Here is a 25922-nt window from a genome sequence, read left to right on the forward strand (position 1 = left end):
CGGCGGCCCCGGCCGTTCGCCGGTCGATGGCCCCGCCCAGGAGTGGTCCCGCCGCGGAGCGGTCAGTGGTCCCCGCCGCGGAGCTGGTCGACGGCGTGCCCGAGGATCGGCCCGAGGACGGCCAGGCCGTCCCGGGCGCCGCCGGTCGAGCCGGGCAGGTTGACCACCAGCATCCGGCCGGCGACGCCGGCCAGGCCCCGGGACAGCATCGAGGTCGGCACCCGGTCACGACTGTGCGCGCGGATCGCCTCGGCGATGCCGGGGATCTCGTAATCCAGTAGGCCGCGGGTCACGTCCGGTGTCTGATCCGTCGGGGTCACTCCCGTGCCACCGCTGGTCAGCACCACCTCGACACCGTCGGCGCGGGCGGCCCGCAGGGCGTCGCCGACCGGCTCACCGTCGGGCACCACCACCGGGTCGTCGACCTGGCAGCCCAGCTCGCGGAGGCCCGCGACGAGCAGCGGCCCGCTGGTGTCGGCGTAGACACCGGCCGCGGCCCGATTGGAAGCGACGATCACCCGAGCCCGGATCACTGCCGGTCCTTCGGACGGACCCACTCGCCGGTCTTGCCGCCCTCCTTGCGCAGCACCCGGACCGCCTCCACCGAGGCCGCCGGGTCGACCGCCTTGACCATGTCGACAAGGGCGAGACCGGCGACAGCGACAGCCGTCAGCGCCTCCATCTCCACCCCCGTCCGGTCGGCCGTGCGGGCGGTGGCCGTGATCTCCACGGTGTCGGCGGTCAGCGTCAGGTCGACGGCGACGCCGTGCAGGGCGATCGGGTGGCAGAGCGGGATCAGATCGGGCGTGCGCTTGGCCCCCATGATCCCGGCCAGCCGCCCGACGGCCAGCGCGTCACCCTTGGGCAGACCGTCGTGATGCAACAGGTCGATGACCTCGGGTGTCGTCCGCAGACGGCCGGCCGCGACGGCCAACCGGCCCGTCACCGCCTTGGCGGAGACATCGACCATGCGGGCCGCGCCGGCGCGATCGACGTGGCTGAGCTGCGCGGGTTCGGTCACGGTCGTGAGCCTATCGGTGCGGTACGACGGCGGTCGGAAGGAGCGACGTCACGCTGACGATCGCACCGGGTGCTGACGGCGCAACGGCCCGACGCCGCCCCTTCCTGACCGACCCGCCGCCAAGGTCGCTGGGGGGACCTGGCAGCGGGCGCGTGTCGGCGACCCGGTTCTGCCCAGGAGCAGAACCTCCCCCGTTCGCCGATACGGCCAAGAAGTTACCGGGCCCGGCGATAAGAAATCGATAAGAGCCGTTAGAGCTGGTCAGGGCCCCGAGACCACAGTTGTGGAAGCCAGTTCGGCGAGGCGGCGTTCGGCCTCGAAACGCTCCGGCACCCCCATCCGCCGGAAGATCGCCAACGCCCGCTCCCAGTGCCTCCGGGCCTCGGCCGGGTCGGCGCGGGCGAAGCACTCGGCGAGGCCAGCCAGGGCACGCCCCTGCTCGTACGGGTGCGAGATCCGGGTGGCCAGCCGCAACGCCTCCTGGTGCACTTCGCACGCCTCCCCGCCTCGCCCCTGCGCCAGCAGGGTGCGGCCGAGTTCGTTCAGCGCAGCCGCCTCGACGTGTCGCTCTCCCGAACCGATCGCCAGCCTCCGAGCCAACTCGTGTTCCTGCTGCGCCTCCACCAGCCGCCCCAGCCCGCGATAGGCGATACCGAGATCGTTGCGCACCTCGGCCTCGGCGTACCGATGGCCGGTGCGATCGCGCAGGGCCAACGAGGCCATGAGGATCCGGATCGCCTGCGGAACGTCGCCCATCCGGAGGCGTACGGCGCCGATGTGGCTGAGAGCGTTGAGCGTGTGGAACTCGTCCGAGTTCGTCCGGGCCCACGCCAAGTGCAGGCGGTGTATCCGAAGCGCCTCCTCGTAGCGGCCCATGGCGGTCAGCGCCAGGCCCAGATTAGGCAGCAGGATGGAGCCGCCGATATCGCCGTACACCTTGTAGTCCTGCAGGCACTCGAAGCCGAGCTTCACCGACTCTGCCAGGTGACCGCTCCACCAGTAGACGGCGGCGAGGTTTGCCCGGTACCTGGCCGGGTTCAGCACGTCCCGCGAATTGCGGGAAAGATCGACCGAGCGTGTCAGGTGGTCGAGCGCCCCCTGCTTGTTACCGGTACGGACGTAGGCCGACGCCAGGTAGTTGTTCATCAGCGCGAGCGCATCGGTGTCCCCGACAGCCTCCGCCGCCTCCAGCCCCTGGCGGTGGGTCAAGATGATGTCTTCGAAGTAACCGCGGATGTAACAGAACCGCCAGAGGGCGCGTGCCAGTTGCCAGCAGTGCTGGTAGAACTGGGACTCCCGTGCCGCCAGCACCATGGTCACCAGATCCGCCCGCTCGACCTCCAACCACTCAGCGGTCGGCTCCCCGACGGCCTCGACGAGTTCCGCCTGTCCGGACGGAACGTGAGTCACCTGGGATCTGATGACTCCCGGCTCCAGCAGGTCGGCGACCTTCAGGGCGACCTCCAGCGTGAAGTCGAACAGCCGAGCCAGTCCGAGTCGCCGGTCGTTCGCGGAGTCGGTACGCGAGCACAGTTCGATGGAGTACTGCCGCATGAGGTCGTGCAGTCGATATCGCGTCGAGTCCAGGTCCTCCACCAGGTTCCGGTCGACGAGGTCGTCGAGCGCCGCGCCAGCTTCCGCGATCGTCAGCCCGGTCAGCGCGGCGACCGCCGGCACCCCAAAGCGGCTGCCGGGGTACAGACCCAGGAATCGGAAGACACGTCTGGTCGGAGGTGGAAGCGGCTCATAGGAAGCGGCAAAGGCCCCGGTGACAGTGCTCTCCTCCTGAGCCAGATGGTGCAGCACCGGAGCATCACCGGCCATCTGTTCGGCCAGGTCCGCCAATCGCCACCCACGCCGATGCGCCAGCCTGGCACCGGCGAGCCGAATCGCCAGGGGGAGGTATCCACAGCGACGCACCACCTCAGCTGCCGCATCCGGCTCGGCCTCGACCCTGTCCCGACCGACGGTCAGGCGGAGCAGATCCACGCTCTCCTGCGGGCCCATCACCGGCAGGGTCCGCGACGGTCCGGCATCCGGGTGGGTCAGCCGGCGCCGCGAGGTCACCAACACGACGGTGGTCGGCTCAGCCGGCAACAGGGGCATGATCTGCTCGCTGCTCGCCGCGTTGTCCAGCACCACCACCGACCTGCGGCGAGCCAGTTCCTGTCGCCACAACTCCACCCTGTCGTCGAACTCCACCGGAACCCGGTCGGCGGGCACCCCAAGCTGTCGAAGCAGAGTGAACAGAGCAGCCGCCGGCTCGATCAGGTTCTTGTCACCGTGACCGCACAGGTCGATGAACAACGCGGCGTCCGGATACCGACGGGACAGCCGCTGAGCGATGTGCACGGCGAGAGTTGTCTTCCCGCTGCCCGCCATGCCGTCGATGATGTGTACGGCCGGCACCCGCTTCTCGACCCGCCGGGTCTCCGCCAGCAGCCGTAACACCACGTCCTCCCTGCCGACAAAGTCGGTAACCGCCCGGGGGAGGTGATCCACCGGGTTGATCCGACCCGGCTGCGCCGACGCCGTGCCGACCGCCACGCCCGCCCCTACCGCTACCGAGCGATCCCGGGCAGTTACCCGAACACCTGCGGCGGCACCCGCAGAAGCTGGGCGCGACATCGCGGTGACGATGGAGCGGCGCAACTCCTCAAGGTTGCCGCCGGGGCCCACCCCCAGCTCCGTGGTCAGCGTTGCGCGAATCTCGTCGTACGCCGCCAGCGCCTCCGCGTTGTCTCCCCGCTCGTACAGGGCCCGCATGAGGAGGACGTAGGCCGGCTCGCGGAGAGGATGGCGGACCACCACTTCACGCAACAGTGAGATCGCCAGGTCGTCCCGGCCCGATCGCAGGTGGACGTCGGCGAGAAGTTCCACGGTCAACAGCCGCTCCTCCTCGAATGCGGCAGTTCGGGAGGTGAGGACGGGCCCAAGCGGAACGCCGGCCAGCATCGGTCCCCTCCACCGCGCCAGGGCGCGCTCCAGTAGCCCGCGGGCACGGTCCAGGTGACCACCCGTCACCGCTTCTCGACCCGCGTTCCGTTCCAGCTCGAAACGAAAGAGATCAACCCGTTCGGGGTCGACGTCGAGTCGATACCCGTTGTGTTGGCGCACGATGGCGCCCTGGCCGGCTGGGCGAGCCTCGAAAGTCCGGCGCAGATTGGCGGCATAGGTCCGCACATTGGCTACGGCCGATCGCGGTGGGCGACCGTCCCATAACTCATCGACGAGGTCGTCCACTGTCACCAAACGTCCGGGCTGAACGGAGAGCATTGCGAAGATTGCCTGCTGTTTGGGTGTACCAAGGCGCAGCGTGCGGGTAGACAGTTGCACCGATAGGCCGCCCAGAACCTGAATCTCCACCCGCCCCCGCCAGCCGTATCAGGTATTCAGCCGATCACCCAACGGAGTGTACGACCCCGTGACGTGGCCCACCGCTCACTGGGGGCCGATACGAGCGATCGCTGGGTGTCCAGGAGTGACGCGAGGAGCTGCTCGAATGCCAGGCCGACACCGCACGCTGCCGGCCGCAAGTTGCACGGCCGCCTGCCGAAACGCGGTTCCCCACCAGCCCGTCGCGATGCCCCTGACCGAAGATCGGCACCATTACCCGCCGACGTGGGCACCCTGGGCCGGACCAACTCTGCCCATGCCGCCCTTACGCCTGACCAAACTCCGGATGAGGCATCTCCTGAACAACCCTCAGACTCATGGAATAAGGCGTCCCATAACCTGGCCAGATACCGTCCGCAGTTGCAAGGTGCCACTTGAATCCACCGACGAGAAGCTCGACCGCACTCCGTTCAGTAACGATGGACAGAACGTAATAAACCGGCTTCAACTTGGCTAATGTTGCGCATACCGACATTTATTTCTTCTACCCTGCCCTTCCTGCTCTTAAGCTGCCTTTCAGACGAAGACCTCCCCTCGGGGACAGGTACTCCAACTGGCGCAGCGGGAGAAGGGGGCAACGCGATGCGTGGCACCGACTGGAACTGACAAGTTCGACACAGGACTTCTGAGGATCCGAGCAGTAGGCTGCGAGCACGCGCAGGCAGTCTTTCCGGAGCGGCATGACCCTTCCTCAGCGACGAGAGAATGAGACCGATCGGCGGCTGTTGCTGCTCGTCGGTCTCGTCGTCGTTGTTGCCGCCGTCATCGTCGCCACCGCACTCCCGGCCGCGTGGCGTTCGGCGAAGCCGGAGACGGTCAACGACGCTGCGGTTCTGGTCACGCTCACCCTCATGATCGCATTGGGCACGCTGGTCAAGGCCCGGGTACGGATCCGGTCGACGACCCAGTCGATCAGTTGGAACGAAACAGCGATCATCGTCGGTGCGGCCATCGCGCCGACCTCGGTGGTCGTGCTCTGCACCGCAGTCGGGATCGCCCTCGCTTCGCTTCGCCTCACGCCGATAAAGCTGGCCTTCGGTATCGGCAAGAACGTCATCGTGGCCTGGGGCGCCGGCACCGCACTCGCGATGACGACCTGGTCCTGGCCGCCCACCGCGACGACCCCCCTGATGCTGCTGGGGCCGTTGGCGCTCGCCTACCTGGTCGCGGCATTCCTGGACGACATGCTCGCCATCCCGGTCATCGCGCTCGCCTCCCAGACCAGGGTCGTGAAGCACTTCCGCAGCAATCTCGACCTTCGGCTCGCTGGCTTCGCCGTGCGCTTCGCCGTCGCGGCCTGCACGCTGCTGATCATCCGGATGGACCCCCGGCTGCTGCTCGCCGTCCCACCCCTGGTCCTCAGCCTGCACCTGGCCTACTCCGCGCGCATTCGCGGCCGCACCGAACAGCAGGCGTGGCAGCGGCTGGCCCGCACCACCGACGCGCTCAACGTCGTCGACCTGGACAACGTCCTCATCACCGCCGTCACCCAGGCCGCCGAGTTGTTCTCCGCCGACGAGGTCGAAATCGAGCTGCGCGACGGCGGCCGCACCGTACGCGGTGGCACCGGCGGCATCACCTTCGACGGCCCGACCGGCACCCCCACCGACGTGGCCGGCACCGTCGTCCCCGCGTCGCTGGAAGGCCACGACCGCACCGTCGACGTCGGCATGCTCCGACTGCGCTTCCGCGGCCCGGTGCAACTCTCCGAGCGGGAGCAGTACACCCTGCGCACCTTCGCGTCCGCGCTCTGCACGGCCGTCCGCAACGCCCAGGCGTACGCCGAACTGGCCCGGGTGGCCGACGAGCACGCGTACGCGGCCGCGCACGACGCGCTGACCGGGCTGGCCAACCGCCGACAACTCCTCGACGAGGGCACCGAGCAGTTGAGCACCCGACACGCCGACGGTGTGACGGCGCTGGTGCTGATCGACCTCAACCACTTCAAAGAGGTCAACGACACGCTCGGGCACGCCGCCGGTGACCAGGTGCTGGTGCAGGTGGCCGACCGGTTGCGCGGCGCGGCACAGACGACCGACCTGGTGGCCCGCCTCGGCGGCGACGAGTTCGCCGTACTCCTGCGGGGTCTGCCGGCCCCGGCGGTGGCCGCGCACCGGGCCGAGACGCTGCTCGCCGCCCTGCACGAGCCGTTCGAACTGGACGGCATGCGCATCAGCGTCGAGGCCAGCGGCGGGATCTCCGGCGCCCCGTCCAACGGTGGCATGGCCGAGCTGCTGCGCCGCGCCGACGTGGCGATGTACCAGGCGAAACGGGCCGGACAGCGGATCGCCACCTACGCCCCCACCCGGGACACCGCCGACCTCGGCCGCCTCACTCTCGGCGGTGACCTGCCCCGCGCGGTCGCCGACCACGAGTTCGTCGTCAACTTCCAACCGATCGTCGACCTGGGCACCGGCGAGGTGACCAGCGCGGAAGCTCTGGCCCGCTGGCACCACCCCGTACACGGCCTGATCGACCCGCTGCGCTTCCTGGAGGCGGTGGAGCGCTCCGGCCTGCTGCCGGCGTTCGCCGAAGCGATCCTCGACCAGGCGCTGATCGCGGCGGTGAGTTGGCGCGACGCCGGCTTCGACGTACCGGTCGCTGTCAACGTGTCCCCGCGCAGCCTGCTCGACGCACGGTTCCCGGGCTCGGTGCTGGCCCGTCTGCGCGCCCACGACCTGCCACCGGACCGGCTGGTCCTGGAACTGACCGAGACGCTCACCCTCAGCCAACTCGACGTGGTCGACCGGGTGCTCAGCCGGCTACGCGACGAGGGAGTCCGGTTGGCGTTGGACGACTTCGGCACCGGCTACTCCTCACTCTCCCTGCTCTCCCGGATCCCCGTACACGAACTGAAGATCGACCGGAGCTTCGTGACGACGATGGAGAGTTCGGCGGAAGCCGCCGCCGTCATCCGTTCCACCCTCGACCTGGGACGCAGCCTCGACCTGGACGTGGTCGCCGAGGGCGTGGAGAGCGAACCGCAGCGGCGAGCCCTCTGGGAGTTGGGCTGCGTCGCCGGCCAGGGGCACCTGTTCGCCCGACCGATGCCGTCCGGCACCCTGCTCGCGGCGATGCAACGCGGCTCCGGCGGCCGACCGGGCACCCTCGCCGCACCGCTGCACGACGCGGGGGCGGTGATCCGGCTGAGCCAGAACCGCCGCCAGGCCGGCCGCTCCCGACCCGACCGCCTCCCCCACCTGCCCGCCTGAGCAGGCGACGGCCCGCTGCGCGGGCAGCCCGGTCTGCCAGACTGTCGCGCGTGATCGTCGACGACCCGACCGCCCGCCGCCGTCGCTGGCACTGGCGGACGCTCGACAACGCCGCCGGAGGGCTCGCCCTCGATCTCGGCCTCTACGCCGTCTCGGCCGCCTTCGCCGCGATCACCGCGCTCACGTCGACCCTGCTGCCGCACCGCGCCTGGGGCGCTGTCGCCGCCGTCGGCTACCTGCTCGCCACGCTGACGGTGACCGCCCAACTGCTGCTGCGTCGACGCTCCCCGACCTCCCGGCTGACCGGCCTGCCAGCCCGCTGGGCGGTCACCGGTCTCGCCTGGGCCGCCACCACACTGCTGCCGCTGGCCTGGCAGAGCATCGACCGGGCCGGTGGACGCACCGACCGGGCCCAGGAGGAGGTGCTGGTCGTGGAACAGGCCGGCAACCGCCTCCTGGAACACGGCACCCCGTACCTCGGACCCGACGCCATCGCCGCCCTGCCACCCGGCGAGCAACTGATGGGCTACACCCCGTACCAACCCGGCATGGCGATGTTCGGCCTGCCCAGAGCACTGCTCGACACCTGGTGGACCGACTCCCGGGTCTGGTTCGCGGTCGGCACCGCGCTGGCCCTCGCCCTGGCCGTGGCCGCCCTCCGCGACACCCGAGCCACCGCCGGCCAGCGGCGGGACGCCGCCCTGCTGCGCGGCGTGCAGGCCGCCACCGTCCTGCCCATCTGCGCCCTCACCCTCGCCACCGGCGGCGACGACCTACCCGTACTCGCGCTCTGCCTGCTGGCCCTCGCGTTCGCCGCCACCGACCGACCCGGCAGGGCCGGCCTCGCCGTCGGGCTCGCCGGCGCGCTGAAGCTGTTCGCCTGGCCGGTCGCCCTGGTCCTGATCGTCTGGGGCCTGACCCGCCGCGCCGGCACCCGCGTCGCCGCCGGCGCCATCGGCCTGCCCGTCGCCGCACTACTGCCGGCCCTGCTGGTGGACCGCGACGCCCTCACCGAGAACGTGCTGCGCTTCCCGCTCGGCCACGGGCTGGTCACCAGCCCCGCGCAGTCACCGTTCCCCGGCTACCTGATCGCCAGCACGCTACCCGCCGGCCGGCTCATCGCCGCCGCGCTGCTGGTCGCCGCCGGAGTGGCCATCGCCGTCCGGCTCGCCCGCCGCCCGCCCCGCAGCGCCGTCGCCGCCACCCTCATCTGCGGGTACGGGCTGCTCGCCGCCATCGCCCTGATGCCCTCGACCCGCTTCGGCTACCTGCTGTATCCACTGGCGCTGCTGACCTGGGCACCCGCACTGCACCGCCAGACCGACACGCCGGCCACCCCGGTTCCTGACGCCCGGCCCGGTCGGAGCACTTCGGCGTAACTACCGAGCGGAACGACCCGTCAGGGCGTAGACCTGAAGGCATGACGACGTACCGCGACCGGGCCGACGCCGGCCGGGTGCTCTCCGAACGGCTCAGCGCACTCATCGGCGAACCAGACGTCGTCGTCCTCGGCCTCGTCCGGGGCGGCGTACCTGTCGCCCGAGTCGTCGCCGAACGGCTCGGCGCGCCACTGGACGTGCTGGTCGTCCGCAAACTCGGCATGCCATGGGCCCGGGAGGTCGCCTTCGGCGCACTCGGCCCGGGCGGTGTCCAGGTGCTCAACGACCTGGTGGCCGGCCGGCTCAGCAGCGACGACATCGCCCAGGTCAGCCGGCAGGAGCAGGCAGAGCTGGAACGCCGGGAACGGCTCTACCGGGGCGGGCGCGCACAGTTGGACCTCACCGGACGTACCGCGGTGATCGTCGACGACGGCCTCGCCACCGGCGCCACCGCCCGCGCCGCCGTCGAGGTCGCCCGCCAACTCGGGGCGCACCGGGTCGTGGTCGCGGTCCCGGTCGGCGCGCAGGAGGCGTACGAGCTGCTGAGCGCCGAAGCGGACCAGGTCATCTGCGCCCAACGCCCGCCAGACTTCGGCGCGGTGAGCGTCTACTACGACGACTTCCACGAGGTGTCCGACGAAGAAGTCACCGAGGCGCTCACAGCAACTGCCTAGGTGCACCAGGTACCGTCGGGAGATGAGCCTCACCTGTCCCAAGTGTCACGGAGAAATGCGCCAGTACGAGCGCAGCGGCGTCGTCATCGACCAGTGCGGGGAGTGCCGAGGCATCTTCCTGGACCGCGGCGAACTGGAGAAGCTGTTCGAAGCGGAGGCCAACTGGAGCCGCCAACAGGCCGGTGGCGCGCCAGGTCAGCCCGCGCAGCAGCCGGCCGGCTACCCGCCGCCGCCCCCGCCTCCGCCGCACCAGCCCGGGTACGGCAACGTCCCGCCGCCGCCCCCGCCCGCCCACGGCTACCCGCCGCAGCCGGCCTACGGCCACCCGCAGCAGCACCACGGCTACCACGGCCACTACCGGCAGAAGAAGCGCAAGGGCTTCCTCGACGAGATGTTCGGCTGATCCGAGGCAAGCCTTCGCCCGGGTCGATCCACGCGTCGGCCCGGGCACACCACCGGTGACCGTTGACCGTTGGCGGGCGGCAGGCTTCGTGCCAGGCTGAATCGCATGACCGCGATCCGACCGCACGAGGCGCTGGCCCAGGCGTACGACGGGATCACCGCGGTGGTCGGCCGCCTGGACGACGCCGGCCTGCAACGAGCCACCCGCTGTCAGGGATGGCTCGTCGCCGACCTGCTCCTGCACGTGCTCGGCGACGCCCAACGGGCACTCGTCACCCTGGCCAGCCCTGTCGACGGCCCCGCCGACGTCGACGACGTGAGCTACTGGCGGGACTTTCCCGGCGACGACGACACGGCCGCCCGGCACGCCTGGTGGGTCCGCCGATCGGCCGCCGCCTTCGACCGTCCGACCGGGATCGTCGACCTCTGGCGGGACACCGCCCCGGCTGCGGTCCGCGCCGCCGCGTCAGCCGACCCGAACGGGTACGTGACCACACAGGGCCACGTGCTGCGGGTGCCGGATTTCCTCGCCACCCTGACCACCGAGGCCGCCATCCACCACCTGGACCTGACGTTGGAACTGCCCGACGCCCCGCCACCCGGCCCACGTGCGGTACGCGTCGCGGTGGCGACCATGGACGGCCTGCTCAGCGACGACACGGTCAGACCCACCGCGTGGGACGACCACGACTTCCTGCTGAAGGCCACCGGGCGGGTGCCGCTGACCGACCGGGACCGGCTGGAGCTGGGCGAGTCGGCGGGCTGGTTCCCACTGCTCGGCTAAGCCGTCGACGGGTGCCGTGCGGTCAGCCGATGGCCATGTCGACGAAGCGGGACAGGTGCAGCTGAGCCGCGACGGTCACCGTGTCGGTGGGGCCATTCCGATGCTTGGCAACAATGAAATCCGCCTCCCCGGCCCGCGGCGACTCCTTGTCGTAGTAGTCGTCGCGGTGCAGCAGGATGACAACGTCGGCATCTTGTTCAATTGACCCAGATTCACGCAAGTCGGACAATTGAGGTCGCTTGTCGGTGCGCTGTTCGGGACCACGGTTCAGCTGACTGACCGCGATGACCGGGCACTCGACCTCCTTGGCCAGCAGCTTCAAGCCACGCGACAGGTCGGCGACCTCCTGCTGGCGGCTCTCGGTGCGCTTCGGCGAGGTCATCAGCTGGAGATAGTCCACCACGATCATCTTGAGGTCGTGCCGCTGCTTGAGCCGCCGGGCCTTGGCCCGGATCTCCATCAGGTTCATGCTCGGCGTGTCGTCGACGAAGAGCGGCGCCTCGCTGATCTCGCCCATGCAGCGGGCCAGCTTGGTCCAGTCGTCGTCGGAGAGTTGGCCGCTCCGCAGCACGTGCAGCGGCACCCGCGCCTCGGCGGAGAGCAGCCGCATGACGATCTCGACCTTGCTCATTTCCAGCGAGAAGATGGCCGCAGCCTGGTTGGCGCGAATAGCTGCATTTCGGGCAAAGTCCATGCTAGCTGTGCTGTTGTGAGTCGGAATCATGGCTCGGCCCGCCAGATACAGGTGATCATCGTTGTCGACGGTCACGCATCGCACCGGCACGCTCGGAACTGGCCGGACGTCGACAATGAAGCGAGCGCTGGTTCGAGCCGTGCCTTCAGCCGGCCGCCGTGCCGCGTGCAGATCCTGCTTTCGAGCTAGCCCGAAGATCTGATCCCTGGTCGTGAAGTTCAGGTTGTACGCGATCGACGTCTCCGGCTTGCGCCCGTCGACCGCCTTCCGGCTGATCGAACAGCGGTAACCCAGGCTGACGATGAGCTCGTACACACCTTCAGCCAACCGCGGGGAAGTGGTGGTGAACTGGGCATTCCCCGTAACGGTCACCGTCCCGTCCGTGTCGAGCAGGCCCGCGAGCAGCGCTCGGCGCTGCCCAACGGACGCGCGCAGGTAGACATCGGGTATGTGCTTGTTGTTCAGCACCCCTGACTCTCGGAGGCTCTGCACCAGAGAAGAGGGTCGGTTCCCGCAGGCCACGCAGCCTTTCCGGCGCCTGCCGCAGACCGAACAACTCCTGGGCCGGATCGTGTAAAGGGTCGACGCAGCACTTGACTGCGTCACCTCGAAGCCATCCTCCTCGATGCGCCTGAGAATACCCGGGTCGACGGTCGTGATCCGACTGTCGGCGCTGCTGCCATCACCCAACCAGGCCCCAAGGGTGTAGGGCGGGATGGGGAGAGCGCGATCCGGAAGCTGAAGGGGCAGCGCATTCGTGACTGCGTGATTGAGGCGTCGGTCCGCCGTCTTTGTCCGCAGCGTCGCCCGAATCTGCTCGGTCGTAACAACCTCCGACGACGCACTCTCAGCGAGGCCGGCGGTCCAGCGTTCGACACGATTGAGCAGCCCCCGGAGAAGCGCGTCGGCGGGATATGCGCGTCCAGGACGCGTTCCCGGCCTGCCTCGCATCAGATTGGGGCCTGCCGGCGGCATCTCCCGAGCAACCCGCTGCGCGGTGTGCACCAACTCCTCACCGAGGGTGCCTGCCAACTTTCTGATGGTGATGGTGTCCGTCGTCGAGGCGGTCGTTGCGGCAGTGCGCAACCGTGCGACGGTCTCCGGGTGCCAGTGGTTGCGGCGTCTGACGGCACCAGCTCTGCGGCTGGCACGGCTGGTGGTCTTCCACAGATGTTCGGCATCCGCCACGAGGACGGACCCGTCCGAGAACTCGACCTCGTAGCAAGGACGGTCGTGACGTACCTCGAAGGCATGAGTGACCTTGGTGGGGTGGCCGTCGGCGCCGAGGAGCCAATCTCCGACCTGGACGTCACCCATAGTGGTCCAGCCGTCCGGCGTCGGCAGTGGGGTGTCGAGCGCGAGCGCCTTGCCCAAACCAGGGCGGCCGGCCACGATAATCAACTGCCCGGCGTGCAAACCGTTGAGCAGCCGGTCCAGGTCGCTGAAGCCGGTGGGCACGCCGGTCATCACACCGCCCTGCGCGCCCACCGCCTCGATCTCGTCCAGCGTCGGCTGCAACATGTCGGCCAGGACCGCGAAGTCCTCACTGACCCGGCGTTCGGTGACGTCGTAGACGGCCTGCTGGGCGAGGTCGACGACGTCGTCCACGTCGCGGCTGCCGCCGCTGGCGGTGCCGTAGCCCAGCTGCACGATTTTGGTGCCGGCCTCGACCAGTCGACGCAGCACCGCCCGCTCGCTGACGATGCGGGCGTAGTACGCGGCGTTCGCGGCGGTGGGCACGCTGGCGATGAGCGTGTGCAGGTACGGCGCGCCGCCGATGCGTACGAGATCCCCGGAGTCGGCCAGCGCGGCCGCGACCGTGATCGAGTCGGCCGGCTCACCGCGCCCGTAGATCTCGAGGATGATGTCGAAGATGGTGGCGTGCACCGGCCGGTAGAAGTCGTTGGTCTTGAGGATCTCGACGACGTCGGCGATGGCGTCCTTGGAGAGCAGCATGCCGCCGAGGACGCACTGCTCGGCAGCGACGTCCTGGGGCGGGGTCTTGTCAAACTGGCCATCCCGCTGCACAGGTGGCTGGCCTCCGCCGGAGCGTGGCTCTGCCCGCATGTCGTCGGTGACCGACACGGGTCCCCCCTCCACTGCGCCGGATCCAATCCCAGCTCTACCGCTGGGGTACGACACTTCCGTCCGACCGGGCCGGTCGATCGGGGGCCATCGCCGGCGGTCGAGGGCCAACCATACGGACCCCGAGGTCAGAGACTCAACAACGCCGGTGGACGAGCCTCGGGACAACCTGTGGATCCCGGTGGACAGCATGTGCGCAGCGTGTGCACAGCCTGTGGAAAACCATTGGGGAATTCTCGGCCAGACGTCGCTGACCTGCGGAGACATGCTCCCCAGCCTGTGGAGGAGAATATTTCGGTCGGGCCTGTGACACGATCGTCCCGTACTATCTCCAGCGAACGGCTACACCTGGACAGCGGATTCCGCTTTCGGTTCAGAAGGGTCACACTCCGGCCGTGAATTACCGGGACTGGGGACGCGGCGATGGCAGCCCGCGCGAGCGCCAGCCAACCGCCTCGTGGCGTGAGCCCGCGGCGTCCGTTCCGGTTGATCCGTACGACGAGGACGGGCGCTACCGCACGTCCAGCCGGCGGCGTGCGTTGGACCGCGGCCAGGACGAGCCTGTCGACGCCTACCTGCCCCGGTGGGCCCTGGAGTCGGGGGTCCGGCACGCGGACGGCGGCGGTCGTCACGCGGCACCGGACGAGGACGATGACGAGTTCGACCCGCCGCCCTCCGGTACGGGCCGGCGGTCCGCCGAGTCGGCGACGTCGCAGTGGCGGGGCGACGGCACGCGTCGGCGGGAGCAGCCGGCGATCGGCCGGGCACCAGACTCGGACCACACCCGGGAGTGGACACTCGACCGACCGCAGGATCAGGGGTACGCCGGCCGTCGACGGGCCGACGCCGGGGAGGACGAGCCGGTCTCCGGTGCGGTCTCGGACCGGCGTCCCCGCCGCGCTCCCGCCGGTCGTCCGCAGGTGATCTGGTCGGGCGGGGATGTCGAGTCCGCCCCGACCGAGCAGGTGCCGGACCAGGCGCCGAGCCGTCCCAGCCGGCGTAGCCGTCGTGCGGCGGAGGAGTCCTGGACCCGTCCGCCGGCCGACCCCTGGGTGCGCGGAGCGGACCGGGTGGCGGAGCCCGACCCGTCTTACCCCCCGGCGGTGGATCCGTGGGACGCCTCGGGCGTGCACGCGTGGCCGCCTGCGGCGGGCGCGGACGGCGGGGACCTGAGCGGGCAGTGGTCGGCGGTGGAGAGCGTCGGCGGTTGGGAGCGGTCGGACCGCACCGGCCAGTGGGAGCGGTCCGCGATCGAGGATGAGCAGTGGGACCGTACGCTTCCCCCGCGCTCGGATCGTTCGGTGGCGGCCGAGGGTTGGCCGAGCCGTGAGGACGGTTTCTGGTCCGGCACTCGGCTGGCCGGCGACGACCCGCGGTGGATGGATCCTCCGACGTCTGCGCCGCGGTCTCCGGTGGTGGGTTACACCGCTCCTCGACCGCGCAGCGCGCCTGCGCCACGGGCCGGTGTGTCGGGCGCGGGTGCGCCCCGGCGTCGGGGGGATCGGCCGGTGGTGGGATCGGCGTCGGTGCGTCGGCGGGTCGAGTCGGCGGCGACCGGTGCCTGGGCGCGGCGTCTGGAGGACGACCTGCTGGACCCGGACCCGGGCGGGTCGGTCCGGCCCCTGTTGTACACGGCGGCCTGTTACCTGGTGCCGGCGATGCTGATCTTCGTCTGGTTGTTGACGTTGGACAGCCAGGCACCGGCGGGTTGTGTGACCGACATCAGCGGGGGTGGATGTGACTCGGCGCGGTCCCGCGCGTTGGAGTCACTGCTCGCCGGTTCGCCGCGCTTCGGGTTGGCGCTGGTGAGCAGTCTCGTGGTGGCGGCGCTGCTGCGTCGGGTCGGTACGACTTGGCGGTCGGCGACCATCGCGGTTGCCGCCGCGGTGGTGGGCGGCGGGCTCTCCACGGTGCTGATCAGCGCGGTCACGGGCCAGCCCATCGGGTGACCCGCCCGGCCGGGCTGCGGGTCGGGGCCGCGCCGTCGGGGTGCGCTGGCGGGCGGGCCATCCGGGTCCGGGCAGTGTCGGATCGGATGACGTACGCACGAGGGCCCGCACCGATCGCTCGGTGCGGGCCCTCGTGGTGGTGTTGCGGACGTCAGCCCTGAACGACGTTCAGGTTGAACGACGCGGTCACCTCAGGGTGCAGCTTGATCTTCACCGGGTAGGTGCCGGTCGACTTGATGTGACCGGGCACCTCCAGCCGACGCCGGTCGAGGACCGGGCCGCTGGCCGCCTTGACGGCGTCGACGATCTCGGCCGGGGTGACCGAGCCGAAGAGCCGTCCGCCGTCGCCGGCGCGGACCTTCAGGTTGACCTTGAGACCCTCGAGCTGAGCCTTGACCTCGTTGGCGTGGTCGAGGTCGCGGATCTCACGGGCCGAACGGGCCCGCTTGATGACCGTGACCTGCTTTTCCGCGCCCTTGGTCCAGGCGATCGCGAAGCCCTGCGGCAGCAGGTAGTTACGGCCGTAGCCGTTCTTGACCTCGACGATGTCGCCCGGGGCACCGAGGCCGGACACTTCCTGAGTCAGGATGATCTTCATATCGGTGCCTCCTCTCAGCGGGTGGTGGCCGTGTACGGCAGGAGCGCCATCTCACGGGCGTTCTTGACCGCACGGGCGATCTGCCGCTGCTGCTGCGAGGTAACGCCGGTCACCCGCCGAGCGCGGATCTTGCCGCGATCGGAGATGAACTTCCGCAGCAGCGCGGTGTCCTTGTAATCGATATAGGTGATCCCGTCCTTGTCGAGCGGGTTCACCTTCTTCTTCGGCTTGCGAAGTGCCGCAGCCTTGGCCATTGCACGTGCTCCTGGTTTGCGATCGCGGGCGCTCGGCGCCATTAGAACGGTGGCTCCTCGTCAAAATTGGCGCCCGAACCGGCACGCGCGGGAGAGGGAGCGGCCGAAGCCCAGGGGTCGTCGAAGTTGCCTCCGCCGCCACCCTGGTTGCCACCACCACCGCCACCGAAGCCGCCGCCACCGCCGCCGGAGCGGGACATCTTCTGCACCTTCGCCGTGGCGTAGCGCAGCGACGGGCCGATCTCGTCGACCTCAAGCTCGATGACGGTGCGCTTCTCACCCTCGCGGGTCTCGTACGACCGCTGACGCAGCCGGCCCGACACGATCACCCGAGCGCCACGCTGCAGCGACTCGGCGACGTGCTCGGCGGCCTGCCGCCACACGGTGCATGCGAGGAACAGCGGCTCGCCGTCCTTCCACTCGTTCGACGCCTTGTCCATGTAACGCGGCGTCGAAGCGACTCGGAACTTGGCGACCGCGGCCCCGGAGGGGGTGAACCGCAACTCGGGGTCATCGGTCAGATTGCCGATGACCGTGATGGTGGTGTCTCCTGCCATGACCATCTCCTCGCGCACTCAGCGTCTCGTCGTACAGGCTCCCAGAGCCCTCCGACAGAGTCGCGGAGGCTGATCCGGACGAACCGGGGGTTTGAAGGCTTAGCGCATTTCCGGTCGGAGGACCTTGGTGCGCAGCACGGACTCGTTGAGTCGCAGCTGACGGTCCAGCTCGGCCACCGCAGCAGGCGTGGCCTGCAGGTCGACGACGGCGTAGATGCCCTCTGCCTTTTTGTTGATCTCGTACGCGAGGCGCCGGCGGCCCCACACGTCGGTCTTCTCAACCGAGCCACCCGCGGTCCGAATCACGTTCAGGTACGTGTCGAGCGACGGGGCGACGGTGCGTTCCTCGAGGCTGGGGTCGAGGATCACCATGATCTCGTAATGACGCAAGACGTGCTCACCTCCTGTGGGCTAAGCGGCCACGGTCCTTCCGTGGCAGGAGGTCTTGTGTCGTGGTCCGCACCGCCGAGGGAACCCGGTCGGACGCGGACAACCTGACCAGGATACCCGGTCCCAACGATCATGCCCGGGGTGGTCGGGTCGGCACCCGGACATGCCGACGGGGGCCCACCGTCCGACCGTCAATCGGCCGGTGGTGGACCCCCGTCTACGAGGCCGCGGGGCGTCCGGTCCGCATTCCTTGGGTGGGACCTGGGGAGGAACGACCACACCGATGAGGTTGGACCGAAGACGCCCCGCGGAGCTTTATCGTGTTGTTATCTGACGATACAACAGCACTCGTACCTTGGCGGGGGAAAAAGCACAATTTTCCGAGATCGTCGTCGCTCGGTAGCCGCTGTGCGATCGGGTCGCCCCCGCTGCGCCGGGCCGCGCGGCGGGGGTGACCTCGCTGTGGGCCGGCGACCGCCGATCACCGGGTGCGGCGCTCGCGCCACAGGCGGCATCGGAATGCTGATCGCCGGTTCACACCCATCAACGATCGTCGGTCCGTCCGGTGACGCGACACCGCCCCGACCGTCGCCCCGGCCGTCGGGGTCGCGACGTAGGCTCGCTCGCATGCGTATCGGAGCCCACGTCGATTCGACCGACCCGCTGGCGGAGGCGGCCGCCCGGTCCGCCGACACCGTGCAGTTCTTCCTCTCCGACCCACAGGGTTGGAAGGCACCCAAGCCGCGCGAAGACGCCGAGCGGCTGCGGGCCGCCGAGGTCGACCTGTACGTGCACGCGCCGTACGTCATCAACGTGGCCACGCTCAACAACCGCATCCGGATCCCGAGCCGAAAGCTGCTGCTCGGGCACGCCACCGCGGCCGCCGCGATCGGCGCCAAGGGCCTGATCGTCCACGGTGGGCACGTCAACGCGGGCGACGACCTGGCCGTCGGCTTCGACAACTGGCGCAAGACCTTCGCGTACGCGGCAGACTCCGGCGGCTTCGGCGTGCCGGTCCTGATCGAGAACACCGCCGGCGGCGACAACGCCTGCGCCCGACGGCTGGACGCGCTCGCCCGACTCTGGGACGCCATCGGTGACCACGAGGTCGGTTTCTGCCTGGACACCTGCCACGCGTACGCCGGCGGCGAGGAGCTGCTCGGCCTGGTCGACCGGGTGAAGGCGATCACCGGGCGGATCGACCTGGTGCACGCCAACAACTCCAAGGGTGCGTTCAACTCCGGTCAGGACCGACACGACAACCTTGGCGGCGGGACGATCGACCCGGAGCTGGTGGTGGCGGTGATCCGGGCGGCCGGCGCGCCGGTGGTCGTCGAGACACCGGGCGGCGTGGCCGGCCAGGCCGCCGACATCGATTTTCTGCGTGAGCAACTCGGAGCGGAGAGCCCGGCGGCATGACGAGCGGACAGCCCGGGACCGGCAACACCCCGCCCACCCCCACCGGCGCGGACACCGAGAGCCGACCCGCCACCACGGCCGCGCCGGGCACACCCACCCAGCCGGCTCGCACCTCCGACCCGGCTCGCACCTCCGACCCGGCTCGCACCTCCGACCCGGCTCGCACCTCCGACCCGGCTCGCACCTCCGACAAGGCCGTCACCGAGGCCACCGCGGGCTCGCCGACGGACGTCGGTGCAGCGAGTGGAGCCGCCCCGAGTGGCGCCGCCGAGGCCGCCCCTGCGACGAGCGACCCCGCCAGCGACACGGCCCGGCCCGGCGACACGAAGGCCGCCACCAAGCAGGACGCCGCCCAGGGCGGCAACACCACCAGCGCCAGCACCGCCGAGGACAGCACCGCGACGAAGGACTCCGGCGCGACCAAGGACAGCACCACCACCAAGGACAGCGCTGCCGCCAAGGACAGCACCACCACTAACAAGGACAGTGGCGCGACCAAGGGCGGTGACCCGGCCAAGGGCGCGAAGGGTGACGACGCCGACGGTCCGGACAAGGCCGACGGCGAGGCGAAGCCCGTCGGCCCGGAGCGTTGGGAGGCGTTCGCCTCCGCGCCGGAGCCACGGCCTTCCATCTTCACTCGAGCCGGACGCGCCGTCGGTCGGTTCCTGATCCACGAGTGGACCCTGGCCACCCTCGCCGCCACGGCACTGGCCGTGCTGATGACCTGGCCGACGCTGCGCTACCCGCGCTACACCCTTCCGCAGGACTACTGGGACCCGAGCCTGCAGGCCTGGCAGATGGCCTGGTCCGGGCACATCCTGCTGGCCGACCCGGCGCGCCTGTGGCAGTCCAACACGTTCTTCCCCGAGCTGTGGAGCTTCGCGTTCTCCGACACCCTGCTCGGGTACGCCCCGGCCGGCATGCTCGGCAGCGGTCCCGAGGACGCCATCCTGCGCTACAACATCATGTTCGTGTTGGCGCACGCGCTCGCCACGCTCGGGGCGTACGCGCTGGCCCGACAGCTCGGGGCCGGCCGGATCGGTGCCGCCGTCGCCGGTGTGAGTTACACCTACGCGCCGTGGCTGCTGGCCCAGGCCGGGCACCTGCACGTGCTCTCCAACGGGGGCATCCCGTTGGCGCTGGCGATGTTGGCGCGCGGACACGGTTGGTCCCTGCGACACGGCTACCGGCCGGAGCGACGGCATGACGGCTGGGTCTACGCCGGTTGGCTGGTGGCGGCGTGGCAGCTCAGCCTCGGCTTCGGCATCGGGTTGCCGTTCGCGTACTTCCTGGCCGGCACGGTGCTGGTCGCTGCCGTCCTCTTCTTCGCGCGGCGGCTGCGCACCAGGCAGGCCGTTCCGTTCGGTCGCCGGCTGTTCACCGCCGATCTGCTCGGCGGGGTGTTGTTCGCCGGTATCGGTCTGCTGATGGCGTTCCCGTTCTACAAGGTGACCGAGCTGCACCCGTACGCCGAGCGCACCATCGCCGACATCAGCATCTTCTCGCCGCCGGCGTCGGGCTTCGTGACGGCGCCCGCGGAGTCGCGGATCTGGGGTGGGCTGCACGAGGGGGCCCGGGCGGCACTGCCGTGGCACCCGGAGATGACCCTCCTGCCGGGCTTCGTGCTCTACGCGCTCGCCGCAGGTGGGTTGTTCTTCTCGGTCTGGCGGCTGCGGCAGCGACTGCTGCTGCTGGTCGGGGTGCTGGTGACGATGGCCTTCGCGATGGGCACCCGGTTCTTCGACGGCACCTTCACCTACGTGCCGCTCTTCGAGCACCTGCCGGGCTGGAGCGGGCTGCGTACCCCCGGGCGGTTGATGCTCTGGACCACGCTGTTGCTCGCCCTGCTCGCGGCGGGCGCGGTCACCGCGCTCACCGACCGGGTCCGCGAGTTGACCGCGCAACGGATTCCGTCCTGGCCAGGGCCGTGGCTGCGGATGGCCACCCTGCTGCCGCTGCTGCTGGTCACCGTCGAGGGTCTGAACACCACCCCGCATCCGGTGGTGCCGACCCAGCCGGCGGCGATGCGTTCGGCGGAAGGGCCGATGCTGGTGCTACCCAGCAATCAGAGCCTGGACCAGCACGTGATGCTCTGGTCGACCAGTGGGTTCCCCGACGTGGTCAACGGCGGTAGCGGTTTCACGCCGCGCCAACTCGACGACGTCCGTCGGGTGAGCCAGTCGTTCCCGGACCAGACGAGCGTCGACTACCTGCGCACGCTCGGTGTCCGCACGGTGGTGCTGCTGCGCGGTCAGGTCGCCGGCACACCGTGGGAGATCAATATTGACGCACCGGTCGAGTCGCTCGGCATCAGCCGGCAGGAGGTCGGGGACGCGGTCGTCTACCGCCTCTGAAGTTGTCTCAAGGGCGGGTTTGCGGGGGAGCCCACCCGGCTCCGGGCGGTCAGGCTTGATCCCTGCGCCGGGTGGGCTCCCCCGCAAACCCTGACGTGGTTCCGGCCGCGCGCGACCTGAGGGGTCAGGTGGCGGGTGCGGCCTCGCGTGACGGTTCGTCCGTCAACGATTGGCGGCGCCAGCGGTCTATCCAGGGGGCGTCTGGCGCGCCGTCGAGAACGCCGCCGTCCGGGTCGTCCGGGTAGGTGGCCCGCACCGCGTCCTGCTCGGGGTGCAGGATCTCCTTGACGACGAACACGCAGAGCACCACCACAGTGGCCAGCCGCAACGTCGAGGCCAGCACGAACACGCCCTCCGGGAAGACCGGACGGCTGGTCGCCGCGCCGAGCAGCTCGCCGTAGAAGGCGACGAAGTAGCAGACCTCGGCAATCTGCCAGGCCAGGAACGCGCCCCACTTCGGCCGGGCCAGCACCACCAGCGGGAGCAGCCAGAGGACGAACTGCTGCGACCAGACCTTGCTGAAGATGAGGAACGCCGCCACGACCAGGAAGCCGAGCTGAGCCAGCCGAGGTCGACGTGGTGCCCGCAGCGCCAGCACGGCCACGCCGAGGCAGGCCAGCCCGAACAGCGCGTACGAGAGGGTGTTGAGGGTGGGGATGTTGGCGTTCAGCCACTCGAACGGGCCGAGCTTGGTGGGGTCGTTGCCGACCTTGCCGTCCAGGTAGCGCCCGATGTACCAGAGCGTGCCCCAGTCGATCGGCCGCGTGGTGTTCAGCTCGAAGAACCGGTCCCAGTTCTCCGGGTACGCCCGGGCGGCCGGCAGGTTCACCAGCACCACGGCGGCGATCGCCGTGCCGATGGCGGTGAGCGCGGCGCGGACCCGGTCGGCCCGCAGCGCCAGGACGAGGATCGGCCCGAGCAGGAACAGCGGCCAGAGTTTCGCGGCACCGGCCAACCCGAGCAGTACGCCGGCCACCGCCGGTCGTTTCCGGGCCCAGGCCAGCAGGCCGAAGGCGGCCAACCCGATGGCGAGCAGGTCCCAGTTGACGGTGGCGGTCAGCACCAGCGCCGGGGCCAGTGCGAACAGCGCCGCGTCCCAGGGTCGTCGGCGGCGCAGTGCCAGGATCACCGCCACCGTGGCCACCGCGAGCGCGCCCAGCACCAGCGCGTTGAGGTTGTAGAACCACTGCCCCTGGTTGATGCTCGGGTCGCCGTCACCGATCGCGTGCACCGGCAGGCCCAGTGCCCCCATGAAGTAGCCGGTCAGCACCGGGTACTCCACCGGGTGGTCACGGTAGGGCACCTTGCCCTCGTTGAGCCCTTCGGCGTAGTAGAGGGCGAGGACGTCGGTGTAGCAGAACCGGGTGTACTGGACGTTGTTCTGCCAGGCGCCGTCCTGGCACGGCGACTTCTGCACCCAGTGCAGCGCGAGCGTCAGGCAGGTCAGGGCCAGCACGATCCGGACGGCGGTCCAGAAGCGGCGCTCCCGACCGGCTGGCCGGTTCAGCGCGCTCGCGTGGTCGCCCAGTGGGCCGCCGATCGCAGCGGAGATGCCGCGGACGAACCCATCGGAGCGGGACGGGTGGTCGATGGTTCCGGCTTCGTCGATACCGGGCGTCGACTGGGTGCTCATGAAGAGGCATCCTGCCGTACGACAGGGGTGCCCGTCCCGTCCCGGCGCAGAGTTCCGGGTACGAAAACGCCGCCGCCGGCCGGGACAGGTCGTCCGGCCGGCGGCGGCGTCATGCGCTGGTGCGGGTCATTCCCGGTTAGGTGGCAGGCTGGGTAACAGGCCACCGCCGGCGCCACCGGGATTACCTCCGGGGTTGCCACCTCCGCCGGGGTTACCGCCGCCCCCGGGGTTGCCACCCCCACCGGGGTTGCCGCCTCCCCCGGGGTTGTTGTTGCAGAAGAGGTCGATCAGCGGGTTACACGGCTGGTTGGGCTGGTTCGAAGGCGGCGGCGGGGGCGGCGGGGGCGGAGGCGCTTCACCGTTTCCGGAGTCCGGATCACCGACGTTCGCCGCTGGCGGGAAGTCGAGCTTCGGTTTGCCCTTCAGCGCCTCGTTCATGAACCGCTCCCAGATGTCGCCCGGGAGGTTTGCACCACTGACCTTGCGGCCGTCCTTGAGGATGAGTGGCTTGCGGTCCCGCACGTTGCCCACCCACACCGCGGTGGCCAACTGTGGCGTGTAACCGATCATCCAGGCGTCGCCGTTGTCCTCGCTGTCGCCCTTGAGTTCCCAGGTGCCGGTCTTGGAGGCCGCCTTGCGACCGTCATCGAGCCGGTGGTTGACGGCGGCCGGGTAGTCCTTCAGCACCGACGTCACGTCGTCCACGACGCTCTTGTCGATTCTGCGCTTCGAGTCGAGCTTCTCGCTGTAGACCTTGTCCCACTTACCGGTGTTCGGGTTCTGCTTCTCCACCGAGTAGAGGAAGTGGGCCTTGTTGTAGACGCCGCCGTTGGCGAAGGTGGCGACGCCGTTGGCGTGGTCCAGCACGGTGATCGGGTACTGGCCGTAGCCGACCACGTTGAAGAACGGCTCCGGCGTGACGTCCTTCGCGTCGGTCTTGGTCAGGTCGTAGGCCTTCGCCGGAACGGTGTCCGTGCGCCACATGGTGGTGACGCCGGCCTGCTTGGCCATGTCGACGACCTTGTCCGCGCCGATCTCCTCGGTGACGTAGTAGAACGGCACGTTGAGGGACTTCAGCGTGGACACCCTCAGGGTGCAGGAGTTGCCGCAGGAGGGGTTGTCGGTGCCGGCATTGCTGACCTTGAAGGTGCCGGTCGGCTTGAAGGCCTTGCCCTTCCACCGGGACTCGAGCGACTTCTTCTCCTTGAGCGCCGCCGCCAGGGTGTAGATCTTGAAGCTTGAACCGGGCGAGTGACCGCCGCTGATCGCCCCGGTGGAGTCGGTGTTCTTGCCGGCATAGTCGGTGCCGGTGCCGTTGTCACCGCCGTAGTACGCGACGACCCGACCGTTTGTGGGGTCGATCGCCACCACCGCGGCCATGATGTTGCTGCGCTCACCAGCCAACTCGGAGCCCTTGGACTTGCGCTGGGCCGTCGCGACCGCCGCGGCCTGCATCTTGGTGTCCACTGTGGTGCGAATCCGGTAACCGCCGGCCATCAGCGCCTGGGAGCACAGCGGCTTGGCGTCGGTCACCTCCGCGTCCTTCTCGACGCAGATGCCCCTGTCCCGCATCTCCTGCCGGACGTAGTTGATGACGTTGCCGTACGGGGTGTCGACGCCGAAGTCGACGCCGATGCCGCCCTTCTTCGGGGCCTTGAGGGTCTTCGTCGGGTAGGCGGTCGGCCGCGGCTCCTTGCCGGGCACACCGAGCCAACCCTCCTTGACCATGCCGTCGATCACGTAGTTCCAGCGGTCCTGGGCGTCGGCCAGGTTGATCGCCGGGTCGTACCCCTGGTGGGTGGAGCTGGGTTCCGGCTGCTTGATCAGGGCGGCGAGCACGGCGCCCTCGGCCGGGTCGAGCTTGCTCACCGACTTGCCGAAGTAGGTCTGCGCAGCCGCCTCGATGCCGTAGGCACCCCGGCCGAAGTAGATCACGTTGAGGTAGTGCTGCATGATCTGCGGCTTCGTGTACTCGTCGTTGAGCTTGGAGGCGAGGATCGCCTCCTTCACCTTCCGGGCGTACGTGTCGTCCTTCAGGTTGTCGTAGGCGTTGCGCGCGTACTGCTGGGTGATGGTGGAGGCACCCTGCTTGTCGCCGCCGGAGAGGTTGTTCCAGCCGGCGCGGGCGATGCCCTTGTAGTCCACACCGGAGTGCCGGTAGAAGTTCCGGTCCTCGGCCGCGGCCACCGCGTTCTGCACGTACTCCGGAATCTGGTCGATGGTGACCAGGGTGCGGTTCTGATCGCCCACCTTGGCGATGATCGTCTTGTTGTCGAAGGCGTACAGCGTGGTCGCCTGCGGCGGGGTGATCTCGTCCGGGAGCACCACGTTCGTCGAGTAGTAGGTGAACCCGACCACGCCGATGCCGGCGAGCATGATGAAGACGGCGAACCCGGCGATCAGCAGGTTCATCCGCTTGCGCTTCTTGGCCCGCGCCGCGGCGCCCGGGTCACCCGGACCACGACCGCCCCGACCGGGACCGCCCGGACCACCGGGACCCCCGGGCCCGCCCGGCCCGCCGGAGACCGGTGAGACGCTCGCCCGAGCGACCGCCGCACGACCACCGACCGACGCGGAGCCGACGCTGGCCCGGCCCGCCGAGGCGGTGCCGACCGAGGCGGCGCCGACGGCCGCAGCGCCGACCGCGGCCCGCCCGGCCGGTGCGCCCGGCGCCGGGGAGACGGGCACCGAAGCCCGACCGGCGCCAGCGCGGCCGGTGGCGGCCACACCCGGTGCCGGCGATACCGGCACCGAGGCCCGACCGGCCCGGCCCGGCGATGCCGAACCCACCGATGCTGAACCCACCGAGGCGGACCCGGCAGCCGCTCCGCCACGCGGCGGCACCGAGGCGGAGCTGCCGACCGTGGCGCGACCGCCGGCAGCCCGTGGTGTCACCGAGGCCCGGCCTGGGGTGGCCGTGCCTCGGTCGGAGGCTGACCAGCCGCTCCCGCCGGAGTCACCGCCGGGTCTGCGGTACGCGTCGTCCGCGCCCGGTCCGGGGTCACCGTCGGGACCCGAGTGCTGGGTCCGTCCGCGCGCAGAACTGGGATCGCCGTACGAGTTCATTCCTCACACCCTGCCGGTCGCGGTGGGGCGCGGCTGCGCCGCCACCGGGTTGCCG

At 70.0% G+C, this 25922-nt stretch carries 18 protein-coding genes; 8 read left to right on the forward strand and 10 right to left on the reverse strand.

Annotated elements, in window-relative coordinates; all coding sequences use genetic code 11:
- Positions 1-62 precede the first annotated feature (62 nt).
- The 3 genes from QSK15_RS00480 to QSK15_RS00490 all read right to left on the reverse strand — a co-directional run bounded on the left by QSK15_RS00480 (position 63) and on the right by QSK15_RS00490 (position 4387).
- A complete protein-coding gene (locus QSK15_RS00480) occupies positions 63-533 on the reverse strand; it encodes a MogA/MoaB family molybdenum cofactor biosynthesis protein (RefSeq protein WP_285792406.1) in 471 nt (156 codons plus the stop codon).
- Positions 530-1021, reverse strand: a complete 492-nt coding sequence (gene moaC, locus QSK15_RS00485) for a cyclic pyranopterin monophosphate synthase MoaC (protein WP_285792407.1) — start codon at positions 1019-1021, stop codon at positions 530-532. The genes QSK15_RS00480 and moaC overlap by 4 nt, the downstream gene beginning before the upstream one ends.
- 261 nt (positions 1022-1282) lie before the next feature.
- Positions 1283-4387 carry an AfsR/SARP family transcriptional regulator gene (locus QSK15_RS00490; protein ID WP_352232156.1) on the reverse strand — a complete coding sequence of 1035 codons (3105 nt, stop codon included), beginning with the start codon at positions 4385-4387 and terminating at the stop codon, positions 1283-1285.
- A 710-nt stretch (positions 4388-5097) separates the two neighbouring features.
- Here QSK15_RS00490 and QSK15_RS00495 point away from each other — a divergent pair.
- From QSK15_RS00495 to QSK15_RS00515, 5 genes are all read left to right on the forward strand, one after another.
- Positions 5098-7629, forward strand: coding sequence for a putative bifunctional diguanylate cyclase/phosphodiesterase (locus QSK15_RS00495; RefSeq protein WP_285792409.1), 2532 nt, complete (start codon positions 5098-5100; stop codon positions 7627-7629).
- Between the two features lie 50 nt (positions 7630-7679).
- Entirely contained in the window at positions 7680-9008 is a 1329-nt protein-coding gene (locus QSK15_RS00500; RefSeq protein WP_285792410.1) for a glycosyltransferase 87 family protein, read from the forward strand.
- Positions 9009-9049: 41 nt separating this feature from the next.
- Positions 9050-9682 (forward strand): phosphoribosyltransferase, encoded by a 633-nt coding sequence (locus QSK15_RS00505; protein WP_279517503.1) that lies wholly within the window; start codon positions 9050-9052, stop codon positions 9680-9682.
- A 22-nt stretch (positions 9683-9704) separates the two neighbouring features.
- Positions 9705-10085, forward strand: a complete 381-nt coding sequence (locus QSK15_RS00510; protein ID WP_285792411.1) for a TFIIB-type zinc ribbon-containing protein — start codon at positions 9705-9707, stop codon at positions 10083-10085.
- A gap of 105 nt (positions 10086-10190) precedes the next feature.
- A complete protein-coding gene (locus QSK15_RS00515; protein ID WP_285792412.1) occupies positions 10191-10868 on the forward strand; it encodes a maleylpyruvate isomerase N-terminal domain-containing protein in 678 nt (225 codons plus the stop codon).
- 22 nt (positions 10869-10890) lie between these two features.
- Here the strand turns inward: QSK15_RS00515 and dnaB are convergent, their stop codons facing one another.
- On the reverse strand, positions 10891-13662 hold the full coding sequence (gene dnaB / locus QSK15_RS00520; RefSeq protein WP_285792413.1) for a replicative DNA helicase: 2772 nt from the start codon (positions 13660-13662) through the stop codon (positions 10891-10893).
- Between the two features lie 380 nt (positions 13663-14042).
- Between dnaB and QSK15_RS00525 the strand changes: the two genes are divergently transcribed.
- Positions 14043-15596 carry a hypothetical protein gene (locus tag QSK15_RS00525; protein WP_285792414.1) on the forward strand — a complete coding sequence of 518 codons (1554 nt, stop codon included), beginning with the start codon at positions 14043-14045 and terminating at the stop codon, positions 15594-15596.
- A gap of 151 nt (positions 15597-15747) precedes the next feature.
- Here the strand turns inward: QSK15_RS00525 and rplI are convergent, their stop codons facing one another.
- From rplI to rpsF, 4 genes are all read right to left on the reverse strand, one after another.
- Positions 15748-16194, reverse strand: a complete 447-nt coding sequence (rplI, locus tag QSK15_RS00530) for a 50S ribosomal protein L9 (RefSeq protein WP_030331806.1) — start codon at positions 16192-16194, stop codon at positions 15748-15750.
- Positions 16195-16208: 14 nt separating this feature from the next.
- On the reverse strand, positions 16209-16448 hold the full coding sequence (gene rpsR, locus QSK15_RS00535) for a 30S ribosomal protein S18 (protein ID WP_013289355.1): 240 nt from the start codon (positions 16446-16448) through the stop codon (positions 16209-16211).
- A 41-nt stretch (positions 16449-16489) separates the two neighbouring features.
- Entirely contained in the window at positions 16490-17023 is a 534-nt protein-coding gene (locus tag QSK15_RS00540) for a single-stranded DNA-binding protein (RefSeq protein ID WP_285792415.1), read from the reverse strand.
- An 81-nt stretch (positions 17024-17104) separates the two neighbouring features.
- Positions 17105-17395, reverse strand: coding sequence for a 30S ribosomal protein S6 (rpsF, locus tag QSK15_RS00545; protein WP_036411437.1), 291 nt, complete (start codon positions 17393-17395; stop codon positions 17105-17107).
- Between the two features lie 627 nt (positions 17396-18022).
- On the opposite strand from rpsF, the gene QSK15_RS00550 reads away from it, so the two are divergent.
- Complete coding sequence (locus QSK15_RS00550) at positions 18023-18814, forward strand: deoxyribonuclease IV (RefSeq protein ID WP_030331813.1); 792 nt, start codon at positions 18023-18025, stop codon at positions 18812-18814.
- The gene (locus QSK15_RS00555) at positions 18811-21168 is read left to right on the forward strand and encodes a hypothetical protein (RefSeq protein ID WP_285792416.1); all 2358 of its coding nucleotides are present in this window, start codon (positions 18811-18813) and stop codon (positions 21166-21168) included. The genes QSK15_RS00550 and QSK15_RS00555 overlap by 4 nt, the downstream gene beginning before the upstream one ends.
- A gap of 124 nt (positions 21169-21292) precedes the next feature.
- Here QSK15_RS00555 and QSK15_RS00560 read toward each other — a convergent pair whose 3' ends face one another.
- Complete coding sequence (locus tag QSK15_RS00560) at positions 21293-22801, reverse strand: glycosyltransferase family 87 protein (protein ID WP_285792417.1); 1509 nt, start codon at positions 22799-22801, stop codon at positions 21293-21295.
- 126 nt (positions 22802-22927) lie between these two features.
- Positions 22928-25867, reverse strand: coding sequence for a transglycosylase domain-containing protein (locus QSK15_RS00565; protein ID WP_285792418.1), 2940 nt, complete (start codon positions 25865-25867; stop codon positions 22928-22930).
- Positions 25868-25922: the final 55 nt, after the last annotated feature.

The sequence above is a fragment of the Micromonospora sp. NBRC 107095 genome (assembly GCF_030269705.1).
GTDB lineage: Bacteria > Actinomycetota > Actinomycetes > Mycobacteriales > Micromonosporaceae > Micromonospora > Micromonospora parva.